Origin of the sequence: Halomonas sp. A3H3 (assembly GCF_000982975.1) — a bacterium.
GTDB classification, from domain to species: Bacteria; Pseudomonadota; Gammaproteobacteria; order Pseudomonadales; family Halomonadaceae; genus Vreelandella; species Vreelandella titanicae.
Genome location: NZ_HG423343.1, coordinates 933850 through 949387, shown reverse-complemented (window position 1 = coordinate 949387; position 15538 = coordinate 933850). Strand labels below are relative to the sequence as shown.

Sequence of the window (15538 nt, the reverse complement as noted above, 5' to 3'; positions counted from 1 at the left end):
GGCAATGTGAGGCCCCAGCGTGAGGAAAAAACATGGGCGTTTTAACTCCTTTGCGCCGCTTGAGCGATCTCGTCAATCAGGTGGCCATCGTGGTGTGTGTGGGCTGTATTCTGGCGATGCTGGGCATCTCGTTCACTGCGTTTCTCTACAAGTTGCTCACTGGCAGCACGCTTAGCTGGACCTACTCGCTGGCGCGGCTGTTTCTGCCCTGGATCGGCTTTCTCTCCATGACGATTTCGCTGCGCTATGGCGAGCACGTCGCCATGACCCTGCTGGTTCGCAGCTTGCCCAGAGTAATGGTGCAAGTGGCTGCCGGGCTCTGCCTGGCGGTGATTGGCCTGTTTGCACTGATGCTGACGTGGTACGGCTGGGATTACTTCGCCAGTGCCACCCAGGTTTACATGGTCTCTGATCAAATTCGTATTCCCAGCAAGGTGACCGCTATCGTGGTGCCTCTCAGTGGCGTCCTCATGCTGCTGCATCTGGTGCATGGCTTTGCCCTGCTGGAGCACTTCATTGATGAGCAGGACGTGATTAGCGAACTCATCGACACCTCTGACGGGGAGCACCGCTCATGACTCCTGCAATTATTGCGTTTATCGTGCTGCTGTTTATCGGAGCACCGGTAGCGGTGGTGATGGCCATGTCGGGGCTAGCGGGTGGCTTTGCCATCGGCGGCGAGCGCATGCTCGGTATCATTGCCGACCGCATGTTCTCCGGCGTCTCCGGCTTTCTGCTGATTGCCGTGCCCTACTTTATTTTCACCGCTGAGCTGATGAACCAGGGCGGGCTGACTCACAAGCTGATCGCCTTCAACAATGCGCTGTTCGGCCGGGTGCGCGGGTCACTCTCCCATGTGAATATCTCGGTCTCGGTGTTCTTTGCGGGTCTCACCGGCGCGGCGGTCACCGATACCGTCGCCATCGGCAAAATCATGATTCCTGAGATGAAAAATCAGGGCTACGATGCCGAATACGCCGCTGCGGTTACCGCCTGTTCTTCCATCATCGGGCCGATTATTCCCCCAAGCGTGGTGATGGTGGTATACGCAACACTGCTGCGGGATATTTCGGTGATTGACCTGTTTGCCGGTGGCATTATTCCCGGCCTGTTGATGGCGCTGGCGCTACTGGGCGTCAGCTTCTTCCTGGCCTGGAAGCGCAACTACCCGAAACAGGCTCCTACACCCTTTAAGGCGGCCATCATTGCACTGTTAGTCGCGCTGCCTGCCATGGTGGTGCCGCTGATTATTCTTGGCGGGATTCTCTCGGGGCTCACCACGATTACCGAAGCCTCGGGGTTTGCGGCGGTTTACGCCATCGTGATTGGCGTGGTCTTCTACCGTAATCTTACCTGGCGCAAAATTTGGGATGCGCTGGTGACCACGGTGCGCTTCTCCGGTGTGGTTTTTTTCCTGTTAGCCACCTCGGCGGTATTGGGCTGGTTCGTCACCCGCTCGGGCATCGCCAGGGATGCGGCCAGCATGATCACCACTTTCAGCGATGCGGCCTTTGTGCAACTGATGCTGGTGTGTCTGCTACTCTTGGTGATTGGCACGGTGATGGATGTGCTGCCCGCACTGGTGGTGATTGCCCCGGTGTTGGTGCCAGCGATGATCCAGCTGGGCTTTGACCCGCTCCACTTCGCGATCCTGATGATCGTGGTGCTCAATATCTCCAACGTGACACCGCCAGTGGGGATGACGCTGATGACCGCCGCGCGAATAGCCGAGGTGCCTTATGAACGGGCAATCGTGGCATCGCTGCCGTTTTACGTGTCGTTCCTGGTGGTGATTGTGTTGCTGGCGGCGTTTCCGGCGCTCTCTACCTGGATTCCGTCACTGCTGTAATTTAGCTAAGGACTGCGACCCATGAAGTGTTTTTATCACCCTGATCAGGCGTTGCATGCGCCGCCGACCTTTCTGCTGCGCGGCCAACCTGCGCCTTCGCCGGAAGGCCCGGTGCGCGCTGAACTGCTTACCCAAGGGCTGGCAACGGCAGGGCTGACCCTGTCTGCACCTGCCGAGGCCGATTCGCCTAAGCTGCGCAAGCGCCTGGAACAGATTCATACGCCGCGCTACCTGACGTTTTTGGACACCATTTACGCTCGCTGGCAGGCGCTGCCCAATGCGGCGGAAGTGGTTGCGCCCAACATTCACCCTTGCGGCGGTGGCCACCACTACCCGCGCCACCCGATTGGCCAGGCGGGCTGGCACCTTCACGATATGGCCTGCCCGCTAAGTGCGACCAGCTTTCAAGGCGCGCTGGCCTCAGCGGCTAGCGCCGAAGCCGCGGCAGAAGAGGTGCTTAATGGCGCGCCATCGGCTTACGCACTGTGCCGCCCGCCGGGTCACCATGCCGGGCCGGAGCGCGCTGGGGGCTTTTGCCTGCTGAACAATTCAGCGTTGGCCGCCACGGTGCTGCGCGAACGCTTCGCCAAAGTAGCCATCATCGATGTGGATCTCCACCACGGCAACGGCACCCAAGATATTTTCTATCACCGCAGTGATGTCTGGACGGGCTCGCTGCACGCCGACCCCAGTGATTTCTACCCGTTTTTTTGGGGCGGTGCTGATGAAGAGGGCTTTGATGAGGGCGTAGGTGCTAACGTTAATCTGCCCTTACCGGTAGGCAGCGACGGGGAGGTTTATCTCGATGCCCTGGCGATTCTGATTGATCACCTACAGCGCTATGAGCCCGATGCCGTGGTGGTAGCGTTAGGCTTGGATGCCCACAAAGATGACCCGCTAGCGGGGCTTACGGTAGAGACCGAAGCATTTATCGAAGTGGGTAAACGCTTGGCAGCGCTCTCGTTACCCATGATGATTGTTCAGGAGGGAGGCTATCCCACCGAGCACCTAAGCGCCAACCTGACCGCCTTTATGCAGGGTTTTAAGGCATGAGCAGAACCGGTTTTTATTGGCACGAACGCTGCTTTTGGCACGATCTGGGAGCGATTGGGGTATTTTCCGCACCCGGTAAGTTTTTACAGCCCCAGGCCGCCTCGGAAAGCCCGGAGAGCAAACGGCGGCTGAAGAATATCCTCGAAGTCAGCGGGCTGATTGACGAGCTTCAGGTGGTTAAACCGCCCGCCGCCTCGCTGGAAGACTTACTGCGCTTTCATACTCCGCGCTATTTAGATGAACTGCAGGCGGGGGATAAAGCCCGGGGCGGCAATGGTGGCGACTGCGCGCCTTACATGCCCGGTAGTTGGGCGGCGGCCACGCAGTCCGCAGGGCTGGCCATTGCCGCCGTTGAAGCCGTAGCGCTGGGCGAGGTGGGCAACGCCTACGCCCTATGCCGCCCGCCGGGGCACCATGCCGAAGCCGATCTAGGCCGTGGGTTCTGCCTGCTGGGCAATATCCCCGTGGCGGTGATGCGCGCCCGCGCCTTGGGGCAGGTTAACCGTGTGGCGATACTCGATTGGGATGTTCATCACGGCAACGGTCAGCAGGCGGCATTTTATGGCGAGCCCGATGTGTTGACCGTTTCACTCCATCAAGCGGCGAACTACCCGCTGGAAACCGGCAGTTTTGACGAGCAGGGCGAAGGCGCAGGCCTGGGCACCAATCTCAACCTGCCGCTGCCACCGGGCTGTGGCCTGGGCGCCTACGCCTACGCCATGGAAACGCTGGTGCTGCCAGCGTTGGAAGCCTTTAAGCCCGAACTCATCGTGGTGGCCTGCGGTTACGACGCCTGCGCTAAGGATCCCTTAGGCAAAATGCTGCTCAATAGCCAGGCGTTCGCCACCATGACCGCCCAGCTTAAAGCGCTGGCCGAGCGTTGCTGTGAAGGCAAGCTGGTGTTTATTCACGAAGGCGGCTATTCGGAAGGCTATGTGCCGCTCTGCGGCCACGCGGTGATCCAAACCCTGGCGGGCATTGCCATTGCTGTGCCCGATCCGCAAAACGATGAAATTGCCGCTTGGGGCTACCAGGCCCTGCAACCGCACCAGCAACTGTTAATAGACGACTGGTGCCAACAGTGGGAGCAACGCAAACAATGACACCGCTTTATGACCGCGACGGCTGGATCTGGCAGGATGGCGAGTGGCGTGAGTGGCGCGACGCCAAGGTGCATGTTTTCACCCATACGCTGCATTACGGCATGGGCTGTTTTGAGGGCGTGCGTGCCTACGCTGGCCCCAGCGGCACGCATTTATTTCGTGTTGCTGAACATACCCGCCGCTTGGCGGAGAGTGCTCATTCGCTGGATATGCCGCTGCCGTTTAGTGAAGCGGAATTGATCGAGGCTCAGCGCGAGTGCCTGGCCAAAAACGGCCTGAGCAATGCCTATCTGAAACCTACCGTGTTTTTTGGTGCGGAAGGTTTAGGATTACGCGCCCAAGGATTAACCACCCACGTAATGGTCGCCGCCTGGGATCTAGGCCCCTACATTTCGCCCCAGGCCGCCACCCACGGCTTGCGCGCGCTGACCTCTTCCTGGGCTCGCCATCACGTCAATATCAGCTTGTGTCGGGCGAAAACCAATGGTCACTACGTCAACTCGATACTGGCACTGAATACCGCGATCAAAGCCGGTTTCGATGAAACCATCATGCTCGACCCGGAAGGCTATGTGGCTGAAGCCTCGGCGGCTAACGTCTTCTTGCTCCGCGATGGCGTGCTGCACACCCCGGAAGTGACGTCCTGCCTGCAAGGTATCACCCGGGATAGCGTGATTCAGCTGGCGCAAAAAGTGCTGGGTATTGAAGTGCGCGAGCGGCGAATTACTCGTGATGAGCTCTACACTGCCGATGAGGCATTTTTAACTGGCACCGCCGCCGAAATACTCCCGCTTCGCGAACTGGATGGTCGCCATATCGGCACCCGAACGGGTGCGCCGCCTGTCAACGAGCCGATCAGCCCAGATAGCGTGACGGCGCAACTGCAGGGCTTATATCGCCAGGCGGTACGGGGTGAGTTGGATGACTTCAGGCATTGGTTAACGCCTTAGGACTATTGGGGTTGGAAGTAAGAACTATGCAACCCCTGTCACCCGCTGCGAGGGCAGGTTGAAGCGAGGGTCTTTTGTCATGGATGACAAAAGTAGCGCCCAGGGATGGGTTCACAGCGCCCTCGCGGAAACCTGCCCTCGATGCTTACAGCTATCTGCATGCATACATCCTTTATCAAATTTACTAATTTAATCAGGCGTGCTCTTTAATAGCCTGTTCGAGAGCCGCCAATCTTCCAGGCACCAGTGCGGCTTGCACGGCCGTAATACGTATTACATTGGCAAGCTCTGGGTGTGCCAAACGAGCGACCAAAACGCCTTCAGCGAGCAGTTGCTGATGTACCTCGGCGGCGAGTTCAGCGCTGGGCAGGCGAATGCCGATAAAGTTGGTGGCGCTGGGCAACACATCGGCACCGAGTTCGCGAAAGTGTTTAGCCAACTGCTCACGGCGGGCTTTTACATCGGAGACGTGTTGGTGAACTTCGTCAGGGTGGTCGAGTACCACTTCCGCAGCGGCCAGGGTCAACGACGATACTGCGTAGTGAATGCGCACCTTCATCATCATCGCCAGCACGTCAGGGTCGGCGATGGCGTAGCCAATGCGCAGGCCCGCCAGGCCGTGAGCCTTGGAAAGCGTGCGCAGGCGAATCACCCCCGGTATTGCTTTAGCAGCGAACTCGCTACCCGCGTCATCGCGGAAGTCCCCATAGGCTTCGTCCAGCAGCAGCCAGCAGGTGTCGGGCAGCGCCTCGCGCAGCTTGAGGATGTCGCTGTCGCTGTGTAAGTGGCCGCTGGGGTTATCCGGGTTGGCCAGATACACCAGTCGTGCGTTTTCCTGATGGGCAGCGGCGGCCAGAGCTTCCAGGTCGGGGGCCAGCACGCCGGGCGCTTCATAATAGCTGGGCTCTACCAGGTTACAGCCCTGGCCTTTGGCAAAATAACCCAAGGTGGGGTAAGTGCCTGCGGTGCTCACCACGGTTTCACCCGGTTCGCAGGTGGTGCGCAGGGCCAGGGCAATCAAACTATCGGCACCGGCATCTACCAGCAGGGTTTCAAGCGCCATACCCTGTTGTTCGCTAATACGTTTGCGAACACCCAGCGCCTCGGCGTCGCCGTAGCAGTAAACGTGTTCGACCAGCGCATCGCCAAAGTGATCGCGCAGGGCGCGGTGAGGCATATCCAGGCCTTCGTTAGAGCCCAGCCGATGGGGGATTACCTTGCCAAGTCGGCGTTCTAGCACCTTAATGCCCGGAAATGGATTAGCAGGGCCTTCACTCAGTAAGTGGTTGGGGTAGCGGGGCATGTTGATATCCTAAAAACAATTATTAACTCAATATTTTACCGCGATTGAGAAGGCGATGTGGGTCTAGCGCCTGCTTGAGCGTATGCATCAATTCAATCTCGGCGCTGGAGCGGCAAGTGGCGAGCCAGGGGCGCTTCTCCAGGCCAATGCCATGCTCGGCGGAAACTGAGCCGCCCAGCGTTGCCAGCGGCTGGTAAACCATGGCTTCAACCTCTCGCCGCACTTCGATCTCAGCGCTCCCCACGCTAACGGAAATATGAAGGTTGCCATCGCCGAGATGACCAAATACCACCAGTTTCGCCTCTGCCCAGCGCTGGGTTAGCTGTGCTTCCAAGGCATTGGTGTAGCGCTGCATATCGGCAATCGGCAGGCTGACGTCGAAGGTGAGTACCGGCGCCAAGCCTTTGACCAGCCCCTCGATATCCTCGCGAATCGCCCAAAGCCCATCGCGTTGGGTAGTCGACTGCGCAATCACCGCATCGACAATTAGCTCGCTCTCAAGGGCACTTTCTAATGCTTCGCTGAACTGAGTGGCATTGCGCTCAGCGTCGCTGCCCAGGGAATCGATGATCACATAAAACGGGTGCTCGGTGGCAATCGGCGGAGTGTGACGGCCCAGGGTTTCAGTGAGCAACCGGTAGTGGTTTTGCCACATCACTTCAAACGCACCCAGGCTGCCGCCGAGCGCTTTGCCCATATGGCTGAGCAGCCCGGTAAGTGCCTCAAACGAGGGGCAGGCCACCATCGCCGTTTGCTCGCTTGGGGTAGGTGGCTGCAGGCGCAGCACTGCGCGGGTCACAATCCCCAGGGTGCCTTCGCTACCGATAAACAGCTGCTTTAAATCGAAACCGGCGTTGTTTTTCAGCATGTGGTTCATGGAGCTGACCACCCGGCCATCGGCCATCACCGCCTCCAGGCCGAGCACTTGCTGGCGCATCATGCCGTAGCGAATGACCCGGACACCCCCGGCGTTGGTGGCGATATTGCCGCCAATGGTGCAACTGCCCCGGGCGCCGAGATCCAGCGGGAACTGCAGACCGACCTCTTTCGCGGCTTCTTGAACCCGCTGCAGCGGTGCCCCCGCCTGCACGGTGAGGGTGCCGCCCACTTGATCAATCTCTTCAATCGCGCTCATACGTTCCAGAGAAATCACCAGCTCATCCGGGCTAGCCTCTGTACCGTGCACCAACCCGGTTAATCCGCCGTGGGTGACCACCGGCTGCTGCAACTCATAGCAGGCGCGCATCACCGCGGCGACTTGTTCGGTATCCGCCGGGCGAACAATCGCACCGGCCTGGCAGGGCGCGCCGGTCATCCAGTCCACGCGGCGGCTGTGCACATCGTCGCCAGTCAATACGTGGGCCGGGCCTACAATAGCGCGCAGCGCCTCCAGGGTTATCTGCATTGAGTATCCTTTTTTACCATTAAATAATTTACGCAGTGGCCGCCACGGGCGCTTCGCGGCCGGGAATTGCCTTGAGCAGCGCCTGGGTATACGCCTCTTTTGGGGCGAGGAAGATCTGCTCGGCGCTGCCTTGCTCGACGATGCGGCCATGCTGCATCACCACTATGCGGTCGCAGATATGCGCGGCGACGCGGAGGTCGTGGGTGATAAACAGCAGCGATAACGAAAGCCGCTGTTTAAGCTCCTCCAGGAGCTCCAGCACCTGGGCCTGAATCGACACATCCAGCGCCGAGACGGCCTCGTCCGCCACAATCAGCTCGGGGTTGAGCGCCAGCGCACGGGCAATGCCGATGCGCTGGCGTTGGCCGCCAGAAAACTCGTGAGGAAAGCGTTCCACGGCGCTGGCGCCCAAGCCCACCATATCGAGCAGCTCACCTGCCTGTTTAAGCGCCGCGGCTTTGGGGGTGCCGTTGGCAATCGGCCCCTGGGCAATCGCCATGCCTACTTTGGTGCGTGGGTTGAGCGAAGCGTAAGGGTCTTGAAAGATCATCTGCACGCGGTGGCGTTCCCGGCGCAGCGCGTCGCCCTTGAGCTGGGAAAGGTTTACCCCATCGAGCAGCAGCTCGCCGCTGTCGGGGTGTTCCAAACGCACCACACAGCGCCCAAGAGTGGATTTGCCCGAACCGGATTCGCCTACAATCCCCACCGTTTCACCCCGCGCCAAGGTGAGCGATACATCCTCAAGTGCGCGCACTTCGCGAGAAGGTTTAAGGAACCCGCCCCGGGAGCGAAAGACCTTATTGAGCTGCTTGATCTCCAGCAGCGGGGCGATTTGGCTGGTTTCACGGTGGGGCGGCACTGCATTGCTGGGAATCGCGGCAATCAGCGCTTGGGTATAGGCGTCTTGAGGATTCTCAAGCACCGACTTGGCGTCACCCAGTTCAACGATCTTGCCGTGGCGCATAACGCAAACACGGTTGGCGATTTCGGCTACCACGCCAAAGTCGTGGGTAATAAACATCACCGACATGCCGCGCCGCTGCTGAAGGTCGCGAATAAGCTCCAGAATCTGCGCTTGCGTGGTGACATCCAGTGCCGTGGTAGGCTCATCGGCAATCAGCAAAATGGGCTCCAACGCCAGCGCCATGGCGATCATCACCCGCTGGCGCTGGCCGCCGGAAAGCTCAAACGGGTAGGCGCGAATGGCCTTCTCCGGCTGGGGAATACCCACTTCGATCAACAGCTCCAGCGCGCGGGCCTGGCGCTCTTTGGGGGTGAACTGGCCGTGGGCCTCGAACACCTCGGCAATCTGCGCACCTACCCGCATCAGCGGATTCAGGGCGGTCATCGGCTCCTGGAAGATCATGCCGATTTTGAGGCCCCGAAGGGCGCGGTGCTGCTTCTCCGTCAGGGCGAGCAGGTTCTGCCCCTCGAAGAGTATCTCGCCATGGGTGGCGTGCACACCCTTGGGCAGCAGCCCCATCACCGCGTTGGCGGCCATCGACTTGCCGGAGCCGGACTCACCCACCACGCACATGATTTCGCCGCGTTTCACCTCGTAGCTAACGTCCTCCACCGCCAGGGCGCGATCCGCCCCTTTGGGGAGCGCAATGTTCAGGTCGCGAATGCTGAGGACGGTGTCAGCCGATTGATTCTCTGTAATAGGCATATAAAGTCCTTAGCGCTCGCGTGATAGTTTGGGGTTCAGTGCGTCGTCTAAACCTTCACCCACCAGGTTCAACGCCAGTACGGTGAGCAGGATCGCCACCCCCGGGAAGAAGCTCAGCCACCACGCCTGGCGAATCACCGTGCGCGCCGCGCCGATCATATAGCCCCAGGACATCACGTTCGGGTCGCCCAGGCCGAGAAACGACAGCGCCGACTCCAGCAAAATCGCGGTGGCCACCATTAGCGAGGCCAGTACGATAATTGGCGACAGCGTATTGGGCAGAATCTGACGCAGAATAATCGTGGTGTTGGACTGGCCGACCAGGCGCGCGGCTTCGACATACTCGCGGTTACGCAGCGACATAAATTCAGCGCGCACTAAACGGGCCACCGGCGGCCAACTGACAATCGCAATCGCCAGCACGATGGAGGTGATGCTGGGCTGCATAATGGCCACCAGCACAATCGCCAGCGCGAAGTTGGGGATGGTCTGGAAGAACTCGGTAAAGCGCATCAATACGTCGTCAATGATTCCGCCGTAGTAACCGGCAATAGCACCAAGCGGTACACCGATAAGCAGCGCCACGCTAGTGGATACCAGCCCGATCAGCAGCGATACCCAAGCGCCGTGCATCAGGCCTGAGGCCACGTTGCGGCCCATGGTGTCGGTGCCAAGCGGAAAGCCATCTTGCGAGAGCGGCGGTAAAAAGGGCCGCTGCACCATGCGCCAGGGCGATTCAGGAAACAGCAGCGGCGCCAGTATGGCCATGGCGATAATCAGCAGCAGGATGATCAGGCCGACGAGGGCGCCACGGTTTTGCGCGAAGCGTGCGAAAAAGCTCATGCGGCCCCCTTCTTGATACGTGGATCAGCGAGGCTGTACACCAAATCGGTAATGATATTGAAGACGATGACCAAGGCCGCCGAGAAGAAGAAAATCCCCAGCAGCAGGTTGTAGTCGCGCTGCTGTAGCGCTTCGAACATCAGCCGCCCGATGCCGGGCCAGGCAAACACGGTTTCGGTCAGGATCGCCCCGCCGACCATCTGCCCCGCCTGCAGGCCCGCTAACGTGATGATCGGCAGCAGGGCGTTACGCAACACATGGCGGCGCTGGATAATGCTGGGCTTCAAGCCTTTGGCGCGGGCGGTTTTGACGTAATCCTGCTGAGCGGCATCCAGCATCGAGGTGCGCGTCATGCGGGTGTAAATCGCCATAAAGAACAGCGCTAATGTCGTCGCCGGGAGCACTAGGTGCTTGGCGACATCGAGCACCAGCGCAAACCCCGTATGGCCCGCCCCCACGGTGTAGAGGCCGTAGGCGGGCAGCCAGCCAAGGTAGACGGAAAACACCACCACCGACATCAGCGCGACCCAGAACAGCGGCGTGGCGTAGAACACCAGCGCCAGGGCCATAATCAGTGATCCAGAGGGTTTCTTGACCCGTGACGCGGCCATGGAACCCGCCACTATGCCCAGTACCAGCGAAAGCACAAAAGCGGTGCCGGTGAGCAGTAGGGTGGCGGGTAAACGATCCATGATCAGATCAAATACCGGGACGCCCAATCGGTAGGAGTAGCCGAAATCGAGCATGGCGATACCCGACACGTAGCGCCACAGCTGCACGTACATCGGCTGATCGAGCCCAAACCGCTCGCGCAGTTGGTTGAGAAACTCCTGGTCGGCGGCACCCGCTTCGCCAGCCAGAATCGCGGCCGGGTCACCGGGGGCCAGCTGAATCAGCAGAAAGTTAAAAATAACGATTAAAAACAGCACAATCACGGCTTTAAACAGCCGCATCAGAATGAGGCGCGCGTAAACCATAAGTCGTTTCCTGACGAATACCTTCAAGACATAGCTAAAAAACCCAGGTAGCTCTCGCCACCTGGGTGGCTTGGGTTTAGCGATCTAGCCAAGCATCTTTAAAGCCGTCGTTGACACCCACGCCAGAGGTGACGAGGTTCTGCACATCACAGCGGTACAGGGTCGGGAAGCCCAGTTCCATCAGCCAGCCAACGGGCACGTCTTCATGGAGGATTTCCTGTACTTCGCGGTAAAGTTTTTCGCGCTCTTCGTCGGGGAAAGCCGTGGCGGCCTCGTTAAACAGCTCGTCGACGCGCTCGTTTTCGTAGCCTTCCACGTTATTCCAGGGCGAGCCCTTGGCAATGTTGTCGGAAAGGTAGGTGCGTGAAATACCCAGTGCCGGGTCGCCGTACTGGTAGAGATAGGTAAACGCGAGGTCGTAATCCCAATCGCCCAGGCGCTGGTTCCAGCCGCCCACATCGGTGGCTTGGGTTTCAACGTTAATACCCACTTCGCGCAGGTTCTGCTGCACGGCTTCGGCCCAGCGGGTCCAGGTTTCGCCGTAGGGCAGCGGCAGAATAGTGATCTCTTCACCGTCGTAGCCCATTTCATCCAGTAGCTCACGGGCGCGTTCGGGGTTGTGATCGTAGGGTTCCAGGTCATCGTTCTGGAAGCGTGCATTGGAGCCGAAGGCGGAGAGCGGCACATTGCCCAGGCCGTTCCACAATACATCTTTGGCGAACTCGCGATCCATGGCGTACATCACCGCCTGACGGAAGCGTTTATCCGCGGTGGGGCCTTCGCGATTGTTCATCCACAGCATGGCAAAGGGGCTAAAGTACTCGTGGCCCTCTTCGGTCATGCAGACGTTATCCATTTCGGCCAGGCGGGGAATATCGAAGTTTTCGACGGTGCCGCTGGGCAGCACGTCAATGGTCTCGTTTTCGAACGCCACTGCACGGGAAGCGCCATCAGGAATAACGTGCCAGTTCACGCCATCCAGGTAAGGCAAGCCCTCTTCGTAATACTCTTCGTTCTTGACCAGCTCGATGACGGTGCCGCGTTCCCAATTGTCGAACTTGAACGGGCCGGTGCCAATGGGATGATCGTTGTGTTCGTTGTTGCGGAAATCGGTACCCGCATAAAGGTGTTCGGGCACCATGGTAAAGGTGCCTGCTTCAAAGGAGAGCAGGAAAGGGCCGAAAGGCTGGGTAAGGGTAAATACAACGGTGTGGTCGTCGGTGGCTTCGATGCTTTCCACGTGCTGTAGCACGGCGCGGGCACTGGGGTTCAACTCGCGGTGGAAGACATCGGCGGAGAACACCACGTCTTCGGCGGTAAAGGCTTCGCCGTCATGCCAGGTAACGCCTTCACGCAGATGGAAGGTGTAGGTGCGGCCATCGTCGCTGACCTCCCACGACTCCGCCAACTGCGGCATGGGTTCCAGGTCGGTGGAGTAGCGCAACAGGCCTTCGTAGATATTGCCCGAGACGGTACGGGTGGGTGCGTTCTGAACCATGCCCAGCACCAAGCCCGGCGGCTCCGGCTGGATAATGGTGTTAACCACACCGCCCTCTTTGGGGTCATCAGCCAGGGCGGCGGAGGTGAAAGCGAGTGCTGCAGCGGAAATAGCCAAAGCTAAAGGTTTTTTCATGTTTCCTGCTCCTCGGTTATTAGCACGTAATGAGGTTACGTAGTCGTTAGGCGAGCGAGGCGTGTCAGACCCGGTTGTGATGTTTGTTAGGGATCTGTTTTGACCATAGCAGCACTTGGTAAAACTGTCGACAGTCGGCAATCGTTCGTCGACAAGTGGCTTTTTTTCGTCATACTGGGAAGAACACGTCATATCCCATGAGTGAATGCGATGGCCTCACCAACGGCGGCTCCCAGGGCCTTTATCCAGCAGCAGAACCTGGTCGAGCAAGTAGCTGACTATTTAACCCAAGCGATTATTCAGCAACACTTTTTACCCGGCGAACGGCTCTCGGAAGTGCAGCTCTCCCGCGACCTGGGTGTTAGCCGCGCACCGGTTCGCGAGGCCGCTCGTTTGCTGGAAAGCCGTGGTTTATTGATCTCGAAACCGCGTCGAGGCTTCTTTGTTCGCGCGTTGAATGCCGTTGAACTCGAAGATGTGTTTGATTTGCGGCTCTGCCTTGAGCGCCACGCGATCGAACGCCTGGCAGAACGCTATACCGCCGATGCCCAGCGCGCGCTCAAGCAGCAAGTAGAGGTGCTATGTGAAGCGGCAGCCGGGAACGATGGCACCCGCCGCATCGAGGAGGATTTGCAGTTTCATCGACTGATGCTGCATTACGCAGGTAACGAGCGTCTGCTGCGCGCCTTTGACGACCTGTCCCATGAGCTGCGCCTCTGCATCACCCTAATTACCAAAACCCATGAAGCCCCCGACACCATCGCCACCAGCCACTTTAAGTTGCTTGACGCGCTGGATAGCGGCAGCCCTGCTGCCTGCCGTGAGGCGATTGACTACCATATCGGCGTTGCCCGCGATTTTGTGGTCAAGGGTGTGGGCGAAACCGGAGATAGTTCTGATGAAGATAGTGCCGATGAAGACGTTCTTCCACGCTGACCAACTGCTTCATCAGCCGCAAACCTACTTCTCCCGGGGCAAAATGCGCACACCCCAGGAAGTGCCCGAGCGTGCCACGCACCTGCTGGCAGCCGCCAAACAGCTAGGGTTTGATATTCAAGCGCCCGCGGATCATGGCGTGGCGCCGTTAAGGGCGGTGCATTCGCTGGCCTATTTGCGCTTTCTCGAAAGTGCCCATCGGCGCTGGCATGCCCTCGGCGAGGATTGGGGAGAAGAAGTTATTTCCAATATTTTTGTGCGTTCGCCCAATGCTCTGCGCGGCATCTTGGCGGAAGCCGGGCGTTACTTGGCTGACGGTAGCGCTCCCGTGGGCCAGCACACTTGGCAGTCTGCTTATTGGTCGGCGCAGAGTGCGGTCGCCGGGGCTGAGGCTTTATTAGCCGGGGAGCGATTTGCCTATGCGTTATCGCGCCCGCCAGGCCACCACGCGGGCATCGATTCCGCCGGTGGCTTCTGTTTTCTCAATAATGCCGCCATTGCCGCGCAGCATCTCACCTCGCGCTACCCCCGCATCGTCGTGTTAGACCCGGATATGCACCATGGGCAGGGCATTCAGGAAATTTTCTACCAGCGCGACGATGTGCTGTATATCTCGATCCACGGCGATACCACCAACTTCTACCCCGCGGTCACCGGCTTCGAAGACGAGCGCGGGCAGGGCGCAGGACTGGGTTATAACCTCAACCTGCCGATGCCTCATGGGTCAGAGGAGTCGGTGTTCTTTGACCGCCTGGAAGAAGCCTGCCAGACCATCCGCCTGTTCGAGCCTGATGCCATCGTGCTGGCGCTGGGGTTTGATATCTACGAGCGCGACCCCCAGGCCAAGGTGGCTGTCTCCACGCCAGGGTTTGGTGAGCTGGGCCGCCGGGTTGCGGACCTGAACGTACCCACGCTGGTGGTTCAGGAAGGCGGCTACTACCTGGAAGGACTGGAAGCCAACGCGGTGAGTTTCTTCGAGGGGTTGCTTGGCAACAAAACGCCCTGACGATTAAGCCAGTATTTCCAAGCCCTTTTCGGCCACCAGGTTCAGCAGCTTAAGCGAAGGGCCATTAGGTTTCTTCTGGCCTTGCTCCCACTTTTGAACCGTGGACACACTAGTATTCAGGTAGGCCGCGAACACGCCTTGGCTGGCGTGATTCTTGGTGCGAATCCGCTTGATTTGTATTGCTGTGTACTCTTTTACCGGCGGCAGACAGAGTGCATCGAACTCGCGCAGCGTGGTTTCTTTCATCACACCAGCCGCGTGAAGATCTTGAGCCGTTTCATGCACCATATCTAAGATTGATTTATCCATCGTTTTTTACCTCAATCAATGCGCCATGCTTAATGGCTTCGGCTAATGCTTTCTCACCGTAGCCCAGTAATTCTTTTGCTAAATGTTTTAACGCTTTAAGCTCTTCGGCACTGATGTTAGCGCGGGCATTTTTGGCAAAACCATAAACAAAGAACGCCTTATTACCGATCTTATAAGCCAACAGGGTTCTGGCCCCGCCGCTCTTGCCTCGACCACCGATTGCCACGCGTTTTTTCACCACATGACCACCTAGGTCAGCATCAATCAGGCCGCGCTCCATTTCCTCAACTGCGGCTAGCAAAGCAGCATCATCCAGTCCTTCCTTTGCTGCCCACTTACTGAACACTTTGTTTTTAAATACTCGCATCTGATACCTGTACTGTTATCCTCAATATATAGCACTAAGTGTTATAGTGAGCCAGCTTTTTTTAGCCGCGTAGCCGCTTTGGTCTGTGTCTGGCAATATAGCCACTTTCAGCGATCAGCAAAACGATCCGGATAG

The 15538-nt window shown here is 58.6% G+C and carries 15 protein-coding genes; 7 read left to right on the top strand and 8 right to left on the bottom strand.

Annotated elements, in window-relative coordinates; translation table 11 throughout:
• Window positions 1-32: 32 nt before the first annotated feature.
• Genes HALA3H3_RS04100 through HALA3H3_RS04080 form a run of 5 tightly spaced genes read left to right on the top strand, consistent with a single transcriptional unit; the run spans window position 33 to window position 4955 of the window.
• Window positions 33-578 carry a TRAP transporter small permease gene (locus tag HALA3H3_RS04100; protein ID WP_022520061.1) on the top strand — a complete coding sequence of 182 codons (546 nt, stop codon included), beginning with the start codon at window positions 33-35 and terminating at the stop codon, window positions 576-578.
• On the top strand, window positions 575-1849 hold the full coding sequence (locus HALA3H3_RS04095) for a TRAP transporter large permease (protein WP_022520060.1): 1275 nt from the start codon (window positions 575-577) through the stop codon (window positions 1847-1849). Before HALA3H3_RS04100 ends, HALA3H3_RS04095 begins: the two co-directional genes overlap by 4 nt.
• A 21-nt stretch (window positions 1850-1870) precedes the next feature.
• A complete protein-coding gene (locus HALA3H3_RS04090; protein ID WP_022520059.1) occupies window positions 1871-2902 on the top strand; it encodes a histone deacetylase family protein in 1032 nt (343 codons plus the stop codon).
• The gene (locus tag HALA3H3_RS04085) at window positions 2899-4005 is read left to right on the top strand and encodes a class II histone deacetylase (protein ID WP_022520058.1); all 1107 of its coding nucleotides are present in this window, start codon (window positions 2899-2901) and stop codon (window positions 4003-4005) included. The genes HALA3H3_RS04090 and HALA3H3_RS04085 overlap by 4 nt, the downstream gene beginning before the upstream one ends.
• Window positions 4002-4955, top strand: a complete 954-nt coding sequence (locus HALA3H3_RS04080) for a branched-chain amino acid transaminase (protein WP_022520057.1) — start codon at window positions 4002-4004, stop codon at window positions 4953-4955. Before HALA3H3_RS04085 ends, HALA3H3_RS04080 begins: the two co-directional genes overlap by 4 nt.
• A gap of 193 nt (window positions 4956-5148) precedes the next feature.
• On the opposite strand, the gene HALA3H3_RS04075 is transcribed toward HALA3H3_RS04080, so the two are convergent.
• The 6 genes from HALA3H3_RS04075 to HALA3H3_RS04050 form a co-directional block, all read right to left on the bottom strand.
• Window positions 5149-6258 (bottom strand): pyridoxal phosphate-dependent aminotransferase, encoded by a 1110-nt coding sequence (locus tag HALA3H3_RS04075; RefSeq protein ID WP_022520056.1) that lies wholly within the window; start codon window positions 6256-6258, stop codon window positions 5149-5151.
• Window positions 6259-6280: 22 nt separating this feature from the next.
• Window positions 6281-7663: an FAD-binding oxidoreductase gene (locus HALA3H3_RS04070; protein ID WP_022520055.1), complete on the bottom strand. Its 1383-nt coding sequence runs from the start codon at window positions 7661-7663 to the stop codon at window positions 6281-6283.
• 28 nt (window positions 7664-7691) lie between these two features.
• On the bottom strand, window positions 7692-9332 hold the full coding sequence (locus HALA3H3_RS04065; RefSeq protein WP_022520054.1) for an ABC transporter ATP-binding protein: 1641 nt from the start codon (window positions 9330-9332) through the stop codon (window positions 7692-7694).
• Between the two features lie 9 nt (window positions 9333-9341).
• A complete protein-coding gene (locus tag HALA3H3_RS04060) occupies window positions 9342-10175 on the bottom strand; it encodes an ABC transporter permease (protein WP_008959734.1) in 834 nt (277 codons plus the stop codon).
• A complete protein-coding gene (locus tag HALA3H3_RS04055) occupies window positions 10172-11152 on the bottom strand; it encodes an ABC transporter permease (protein WP_022520053.1) in 981 nt (326 codons plus the stop codon). The genes HALA3H3_RS04060 and HALA3H3_RS04055 overlap by 4 nt, the downstream gene beginning before the upstream one ends.
• A 76-nt stretch (window positions 11153-11228) precedes the next feature.
• Window positions 11229-12785 carry an ABC transporter substrate-binding protein gene (locus HALA3H3_RS04050; RefSeq protein ID WP_022520052.1) on the bottom strand — a complete coding sequence of 519 codons (1557 nt, stop codon included), beginning with the start codon at window positions 12783-12785 and terminating at the stop codon, window positions 11229-11231.
• A gap of 210 nt (window positions 12786-12995) precedes the next feature.
• On the opposite strand from HALA3H3_RS04050, the gene HALA3H3_RS04045 reads away from it, so the two are divergent.
• On the top strand, window positions 12996-13721 hold the full coding sequence (locus tag HALA3H3_RS04045; protein ID WP_022520051.1) for a GntR family transcriptional regulator: 726 nt from the start codon (window positions 12996-12998) through the stop codon (window positions 13719-13721).
• Window positions 13699-14727 carry a histone deacetylase family protein gene (locus HALA3H3_RS04040; RefSeq protein ID WP_053856899.1) on the top strand — a complete coding sequence of 343 codons (1029 nt, stop codon included), beginning with the start codon at window positions 13699-13701 and terminating at the stop codon, window positions 14725-14727. The genes HALA3H3_RS04045 and HALA3H3_RS04040 overlap by 23 nt, the downstream gene beginning before the upstream one ends.
• 3 nt (window positions 14728-14730) lie before the next feature.
• Here the strand turns inward: HALA3H3_RS04040 and HALA3H3_RS04035 are convergent, their stop codons facing one another.
• Together HALA3H3_RS04035 and HALA3H3_RS04030 are read right to left on the bottom strand one after the other, a co-directional pair.
• Window positions 14731-15036 carry a helix-turn-helix domain-containing protein gene (locus tag HALA3H3_RS04035; RefSeq protein ID WP_022520049.1) on the bottom strand — a complete coding sequence of 102 codons (306 nt, stop codon included), beginning with the start codon at window positions 15034-15036 and terminating at the stop codon, window positions 14731-14733.
• The gene (locus tag HALA3H3_RS04030) at window positions 15029-15403 is read right to left on the bottom strand and encodes a type II toxin-antitoxin system RelE/ParE family toxin (RefSeq protein ID WP_022520048.1); all 375 of its coding nucleotides are present in this window, start codon (window positions 15401-15403) and stop codon (window positions 15029-15031) included. Before HALA3H3_RS04030 ends, HALA3H3_RS04035 begins: the two co-directional genes overlap by 8 nt.
• Window positions 15404-15538 lie beyond the last annotated feature (135 nt).

Coding starts and splice junctions, on each gene's coding strand:
- HALA3H3_RS04095 (WP_022520060.1), top strand. CDS start 575: ATGACTCCTGCAATTATTGCGTTTATCGTGCTGCTGTTTATCGGAGCA.
- HALA3H3_RS04055 (WP_022520053.1), bottom strand. CDS start 11,152: ATGGTTTACGCGCGCCTCATTCTGATGCGGCTGTTTAAAGCCGTGATT.
- HALA3H3_RS04070 (WP_022520055.1), bottom strand. CDS start 7,663: ATGCAGATAACCCTGGAGGCGCTGCGCGCTATTGTAGGCCCGGCCCAC.
- HALA3H3_RS04050 (WP_022520052.1), bottom strand. CDS start 12,785: ATGAAAAAACCTTTAGCTTTGGCTATTTCCGCTGCAGCACTCGCTTTC.
- HALA3H3_RS04075 (WP_022520056.1), bottom strand. CDS start 6,258: ATGCCCCGCTACCCCAACCACTTACTGAGTGAAGGCCCTGCTAATCCA.
- HALA3H3_RS04090 (WP_022520059.1), top strand. CDS start 1,871: ATGAAGTGTTTTTATCACCCTGATCAGGCGTTGCATGCGCCGCCGACC.
- HALA3H3_RS04060 (WP_008959734.1), bottom strand. CDS start 10,175: ATGAGCTTTTTCGCACGCTTCGCGCAAAACCGTGGCGCCCTCGTCGGC.
- HALA3H3_RS04040 (WP_053856899.1), top strand. CDS start 13,699: ATGAAGACGTTCTTCCACGCTGACCAACTGCTTCATCAGCCGCAAACC.
- HALA3H3_RS04030 (WP_022520048.1), bottom strand. CDS start 15,403: ATGCGAGTATTTAAAAACAAAGTGTTCAGTAAGTGGGCAGCAAAGGAA.
- HALA3H3_RS04080 (WP_022520057.1), top strand. CDS start 4,002: ATGACACCGCTTTATGACCGCGACGGCTGGATCTGGCAGGATGGCGAG.
- HALA3H3_RS04085 (WP_022520058.1), top strand. CDS start 2,899: ATGAGCAGAACCGGTTTTTATTGGCACGAACGCTGCTTTTGGCACGAT.
- HALA3H3_RS04100 (WP_022520061.1), top strand. CDS start 33: ATGGGCGTTTTAACTCCTTTGCGCCGCTTGAGCGATCTCGTCAATCAG.
- HALA3H3_RS04035 (WP_022520049.1), bottom strand. CDS start 15,036: ATGGATAAATCAATCTTAGATATGGTGCATGAAACGGCTCAAGATCTT.
- HALA3H3_RS04045 (WP_022520051.1), top strand. CDS start 12,996: ATGGCCTCACCAACGGCGGCTCCCAGGGCCTTTATCCAGCAGCAGAAC.
- HALA3H3_RS04065 (WP_022520054.1), bottom strand. CDS start 9,332: ATGCCTATTACAGAGAATCAATCGGCTGACACCGTCCTCAGCATTCGC.